We start from the raw sequence: 6010 nt of genomic DNA, 5'->3' as shown, positions 1-6010 counted from the left end.
GACAAATAGTCTATATCCTGAATATTTCTGCTCCACACTTCTCTTAAATCGTTACCTGTAGATTATGGGTATTCAAAATTCTTTTTCATTTTCAAAATAGGGCTTAGATTTATTGATGATTTCAGAATAGTTTCTATATGTTCCTATAACCGCTTGTCCCATCATTAGATAACCAGTTAAAGCACCATAAGAATATAAAGGCATAATTGCTTCACTGAGTCCAAAATGACATTGATAGACATAAAGTTCGCCAGTCTCTTTTACATGATTCATCGCATTTATATCACATATAAAACAATGATCAGAAGCTTTGCTCTTCTCTATCTCATGGCAGAATTTGGATTTCTTATGAGGATAAGAAGCCAGTATTTTTTGATTAATGTCAAAGATGGACATATTCAATCCTGAGACAAGATAGAGCTGTTTGAGTATTTTTTCTAAGTCTTCCATATTAAATCACCTCACAACCATTATATCTCAACAAAAGTAAAAAAATACAACATTATACTATTTTACCCTATATTATACTCTATTCCATTTCTATTTGTTTTCATATTTTTATAATTATATTTGGAGGATAATATATATGGAAATGAACAATGAATGGGTCAAAGACCCAAAGGTATTTAATATCAATCGTGAAAAGGCACATGCCTCAATACATCGCTATGCCTCTCTAGAGGAGATGCATACAAATAAGAGTAGCTATATCTATTCTTTAAATGGTAAATGGAAATTTCATTATGCTAATGGGTTTAATCAATTGATTAAAGATTTTTCTAACAAGGATTACAACAGTGATAACTGGGATGAAATCAATGTTCCTGGACATATTCAGTTACAGGGTTATGGAACACCTATGTATGTCAATCAGATCTACCCTTGGTCTGCTACAGAACAAATCATACCAGGAGAGATTCCAGAACATAATCCAATTGGCAGCTATATTACATATTTTGATAGTTCAGTTATTAAAGATAACACGGATGTTTATATTAATTTTAAGGGTGTAGAATCCGCAATGGCTTTATGGGTTAATGGAACTTTTGTAGGCTATAGTGAAGATACTTTTACACCATCACGTTTTAATATCACTTCTTTGATAGAAGAAGGAAAAAATAAGATTGCAGTGAATGTGTATCGCTTTAGTAGCGGAAGCTGGCTAGAAGACCAGGACTTCTGGCGTTTCTCAGGAATATTTAGAGATGTAGAACTAGAAATGGTGCCTCATACACACTTGGAAGATATAAAGGTACTTACACATTTGAATGACACCTATGATCATGCTGTCGTAGAAGTGAATCCAACTGTTATTCACCCTACAAAGGTTATTTATACTTTAAAATATAATGATGAAATTATTGCGAGTCAAATAAAAGAGGATAGTACATCACTTCAATTTGAATTAGATTATCCTCATTTATGGTCTGCAGAAAAACCACACCTTTATACATTGATTATTGAAGTAATGGATGAAGAAGGCTTAGTAGAATGCATCAGCCAGCAGGTTGGTATCAGAGAGTTTGAAATCATAAACGGTATTATGTGTATCAATGGTCAGAGAATCATCTTCCACGGTGTTAATAGACATGAATTTTCTGCTTATACAGGTAGACATGTATCTTATGAAGAAACAAAACAGGATATCTTAAATATGAAGGCACATAATATCAATGCATTGCGTACATCACACTATCCTAATCAATCTTTCGTCTATGATCTATGTGATGAATATGGACTTTATGTCATTGATGAAGTGAACCTAGAAACACATGGTACATGGAGTGAGTACTTTGACAAGGAACATATTATTCCTGATAATAAGCCTGAATGGTTAGATATTGTTCTAGATCGTGCAAATTCAATGTATGAAAGAGACAAGAATCATCCTTCTATTATTATATGGTCTTTAGGTAATGAATCTCACGGAGGTAAGAATCTCTATGAAATGTCTCAATTCTTAAGAAACAAAGACCAATCACGTGTCATTCATTATGAAGGTATCTTCCATGATCGTTCTTACAATGAGACAAGTGATATCGAAAGCCAGATGTATACATATGGGAAAGATATAGAAAAGTACTTAACTACACATCAGGACAAACCGTTCATTCTATGTGAATATGCGCACTCAATGGGTAATAGTAATGGTGCTTTATTTAAGTATATTGATTTAGAAAAGAAATATCCTCTTTATCAGGGAGGTTTTATCTGGGATTATATCGATCAGGCATTATATCATGATGGAAAACTCTGTTATGGAGGAGATTTTAAAGAAAGACCAAGTGATTATGATTTCTGTGGCGATGGATTAGTCTTTGCGAATCGTAAGAATACTCCTAAGATGCAGGAAGTAAAGTATTGTTATCAATATGTAGATTTCACAATCAATGAACAGGAAATTAAATTAGATAATAGATACTTATTTACTGATTTGAAAGAATACACTTTACAGATTGATTTGTTATGTGACGGCTATGTCATTAAGTCTCAGAATGTTATTATTGCATGTGCACCACAAAACACAACTACAATCAAGAATCCTTTTGTGGTTGAAGATAACAAAGAATATGCATTGAATATTTATCTAAAGAAAGATGATCAAGTGTATGCATATGAACAGTACATTTATAACTATGAACCTCAAACAGTAAAGAATTCTTCTTTACCAGTTAAGGTGGTAGAAGACTATTTAAATGTTGGTGTAGTAGGGAAGGACTTCAATGTCATTTTCTCAAAACAGAAAGGATTAGTGTCTTATCGTTATCATCAAGAAGAATACATTCGTGTGCCTGTAAAACCAAACTTCTTTAGAGCTTCTACAAATAATGATGTGGAAAATAAATATGGCTATCGCTATGGTGAATGGCTAACTGCAAGTTTATATGCTAAATGTCAATTTGTGAGAGTAGTTAAAGAAGAAACATCATGCGAGATTGAATATACATATGATTTACCTCGTTTAGGAGATGAACTACTTTATCTTACGTATACTGTATATGGAGATGGAAAAGTAGAAGTAGATATGTCTTATCAGCCTCTTGCATCCAATATTGAAATGCCTGCATTCGGCCTATTATTCCAATTATATAAGGATATGGAGCATGTCTCATATTATGGATTTGGTCCAGAAGAAAACTATATAGATAGAAATAAAGGGGCAATGCTTGGAAGATATGATTATAATGTCACAGACAACTGTACAGCTTATCTTTACCCACAGGAATGTGGCAATAGAACACATGTTAAGGAAGTGTTGATTCATGGTGAAAATAAGGTATTATTATTAGAGGGCGATGATTTTGAAATGTCAGCTTTACATTACACACCTTATGAATTAGAAAATGCACGTCATCATGATGAATTACCTGAAGCATATCAGACAGTATTATGTATTAATGAGAAACAGATGGGTGTTGCAGGAGATGATACATGGGGTGCTAAGACACATGAAGAATTCTTATTAGATAAGAATAAGCATCATCTACACTTTGTATTTAAAGGAGAATAATCAATGAAGTTTCTATTTGTAAGACATGGTAAAACACACTTTAATGAAATCAATTTAACACAGGGATGGTGTGATTCACCTTTATCAAAATTAGGCGTTAAACAGGTAGAAAACATGTCTTTACAATTAAAGGACTATAGTATAAACAAGGCTTATACATCACCACTTGGAAGAGCAGTAGAGACATCAGAGATTATACTTCAAGGTCATAATATTGCACCTATTTATGACAAACGTTTAAAAGAAGTGAATTTTGGAATCTTAGAAGGAATCAATACACAACTTGTAAGAAAGCTACATGTAGAAAGTACTGACTGGATGGATACTCTAGAAATGGATTATCGACCATATGAGGGAGAAAATCTCCATGATGTGATTAACAAACATATAGAATCCATTAATGACATCATTGCATCAAGTAAAGAAGATGATACAGTACTTATTGTTGGACATGGCTGCTCACTTTATGGATTAGTAAAAACACTTGTGCCTCATGATGCACGCTTAAGCTTTCCAGATAATGCGACAACAATCATAGTGGATTATAAAGAAGGACATTATTCACTTGATACTATTCTGAATGCAGTCTATTAAGTAACATTTCAAGTCATCCTATTATAATAATAAGGAGACAATGTCATGAAGTACGATTTTACAACAATCATTGATAGAAAAGGAAAAGATGCCATGGCCTTGGATGCAGTAGGATCTCAAAAAGGTCATGTCAAGAAGCCTACTTTCCCTAAAGAAGGTTTTAGTATTATTCCAATGTGGGTGGCTGATATGAATTTTGCGACAGCACCAAGTGTAATGGATGCTCTCAATAAACGTATCGCACATCCACTATTTGGTTATTTTTATCCATCTGATGATTATTATGAAGCCATCATGTATTGGCAGAAGACAAGAAACAACATTCATGATTTAAAGAAAGAGTATATTGGTTATGAGAATGGTGTTTTAGGATGTTTAGCAAGTGTTATTCATGCCTTTACAAAGCCAGGAGACAAGATTCTCTTCCATAGTCCTACTTATGTAGGGTTTTCCACTGTATTAAATGATACAGACCGGGTGGCTGAATTAAGTCCTCTCGTAAAGGATGAAGAGGGCGTGTGGCGCATGGATTATCGGGACATGGACAAACGTATCAAAAACAATAACATTCGCTTAGCAGTTCTCTGTTCTCCTCATAATCCATATGGACGTGTATGGGAAAAAGAAGAACTTGAACAGGCAATGAATGTTTTCAAAGAAAATGATGTCATTGTCGTATCAGATGAAATATGGTCAGACATTGTATTTACAGGATATAAGCATATTCCTACTTATAGTGTAAGTGAAGATGCTAAAAGACGCACAATCTCTATTTATGCACCAAGTAAGACATTTAACTTAGCAGGACTTATTGGCAGCTATCATATTATTTGTGATGACTATTTAAGAGAACAGCTCAACAAAGTAGCCACTTCAACACATTACAATAGTATGAACGTTTTATCTATGCATGCTTTAATAGGTGCCTATCGTGAAAAATCTATTGAATGGGTGGATGAGTTAAATCGGGTACTTGAACAGAATATGAAATATACCTATGACTTTATTAAAAACAATGTAGAAGGTATTGAAGTATCTCAAACGCAGGGTACTTATATGGTGTTCCTACATTGTGAAGACTACTGCCTAAAGAATCATCTGACTATTGATGAACTTATTCAAAAAGGATGGGATGTAGGTGTAGATTGGCAAAGTGGTGTTCAGTTCCATGATCCATGGGGTATAAGACTTAACATTGCATTGCCACATGCATTATTGCAGGAAGCCATGCAAAGATTAAAAGAATACGTATTCTAACGTGAAAAGGGGCTGTAACGGGTAAATAACTCATTATAGTTTCATAAAAAAGCAAAATGTGGACCGTGACCCTCAAAAAAGTGAGACAATTCAGCTATTGAGGAGTAATTTGAAAAAATCATGATGCATTCAAAGAGAGTACGAGCAGGAAGCTTTCGACAACAAGTGAAGTTGGAAACAGGGTCATTGCAGTAGCACTTCAGACTATCAAGAGCCACATCCATAGAGCGTCCAAGAATAGTCTTAACCTTTGTGGTGAGTAGAGAATGTTGTGTTTGCTTTGTTTCATAATAGTTTAACTACTAAAAAGGGCTAGAAATGAATATTCATTCATTTCTAGCCACACGATTTTTATCATTTGTAAACAGTTTGACTAAAAAATAAAAGAACCTCCTCAATTTTACATTGAGGAGGTTCTTCGGTATTTAGATGCCCTACGTAATTCTATTCTTCAAAAAATATTGGATTGATATAATTGGTGGAGCCTAGGAGGATCGAACTCCTGACCTCCTGCGTGCAAAGCAGGCGCTCTCCCAGCTGAGCTAAGGCCCCGGAAAAATTTTAAATAAACATGGTGGGCCTGAATGGATTTGAACCATCGACCTCACCCTTATCAGGGGTGCGCTCTAACCAACTGAGCTACAGGCC

4 protein-coding genes and 1 tRNA gene are annotated in these 6010 nt (G+C 34.4%); 3 read left to right on the top strand and 2 right to left on the bottom strand.

Annotated elements, in window-relative coordinates; all coding sequences use genetic code 11:
- Nucleotides 1-72 precede the first annotated feature (72 nt).
- The gene (locus tag EAI80_RS11615) at nt 73-450 is read right to left on the bottom strand and encodes a PocR ligand-binding domain-containing protein (RefSeq protein ID WP_129982166.1); all 378 of its coding nucleotides are present in this window, start codon (nt 448-450) and stop codon (nt 73-75) included.
- Nucleotides 451-586: 136 nt separating this feature from the next.
- On the opposite strand from EAI80_RS11615, the gene EAI80_RS11610 reads away from it, so the two are divergent.
- From EAI80_RS11610 to EAI80_RS11600, 3 genes are read left to right on the top strand one after another with little or no spacing between them, the layout of a single operon-like run.
- Complete coding sequence (locus tag EAI80_RS11610) at nt 587-3511, top strand: glycoside hydrolase family 2 TIM barrel-domain containing protein (protein ID WP_129982165.1); 2925 nt, start codon at nt 587-589, stop codon at nt 3509-3511.
- A gap of 3 nt (nt 3512-3514) precedes the next feature.
- Nucleotides 3515-4105, top strand: coding sequence for a histidine phosphatase family protein (locus EAI80_RS11605; RefSeq protein WP_129982164.1), 591 nt, complete (start codon nt 3515-3517; stop codon nt 4103-4105).
- A 45-nt stretch (nt 4106-4150) separates the two neighbouring features.
- On the top strand, nt 4151-5362 hold the full coding sequence (locus EAI80_RS11600) for an aminotransferase class I/II-fold pyridoxal phosphate-dependent enzyme (protein WP_129982163.1): 1212 nt from the start codon (nt 4151-4153) through the stop codon (nt 5360-5362).
- A gap of 476 nt (nt 5363-5838) precedes the next feature.
- Here EAI80_RS11600 and EAI80_RS11595 read toward each other — a convergent pair.
- Nucleotides 5839-5914: transfer RNA gene (locus EAI80_RS11595), tRNA-Ala, on the bottom strand.
- Nucleotides 5915-6010 lie beyond the last annotated feature (96 nt).

It is taken from the genome of Catenibacterium sp. co_0103, from assembly GCF_004168205.1.
GTDB classification, from domain to species: Bacteria; Bacillota_I; Bacilli_A; order Erysipelotrichales; family Coprobacillaceae; genus Catenibacterium; species Catenibacterium mitsuoka_A.
This window is presented reverse-complemented; position numbering and strand designations above follow the sequence as displayed.

Bases quoted from the DNA above. Each gene is read 5' to 3' on its own strand.
- EAI80_RS11615 (WP_129982166.1), bottom strand. From the start codon at position 450: ATGGAAGACTTAGAAAAAATACTCAAACAGCTCTATCTTGTCTCAGGA.
- EAI80_RS11610 (WP_129982165.1), top strand. From the start codon at position 587: ATGGAAATGAACAATGAATGGGTCAAAGACCCAAAGGTATTTAATATC.
- EAI80_RS11605 (WP_129982164.1), top strand. From the start codon at position 3,515: ATGAAGTTTCTATTTGTAAGACATGGTAAAACACACTTTAATGAAATC.
- EAI80_RS11600 (WP_129982163.1), top strand. From the start codon at position 4,151: ATGAAGTACGATTTTACAACAATCATTGATAGAAAAGGAAAAGATGCC.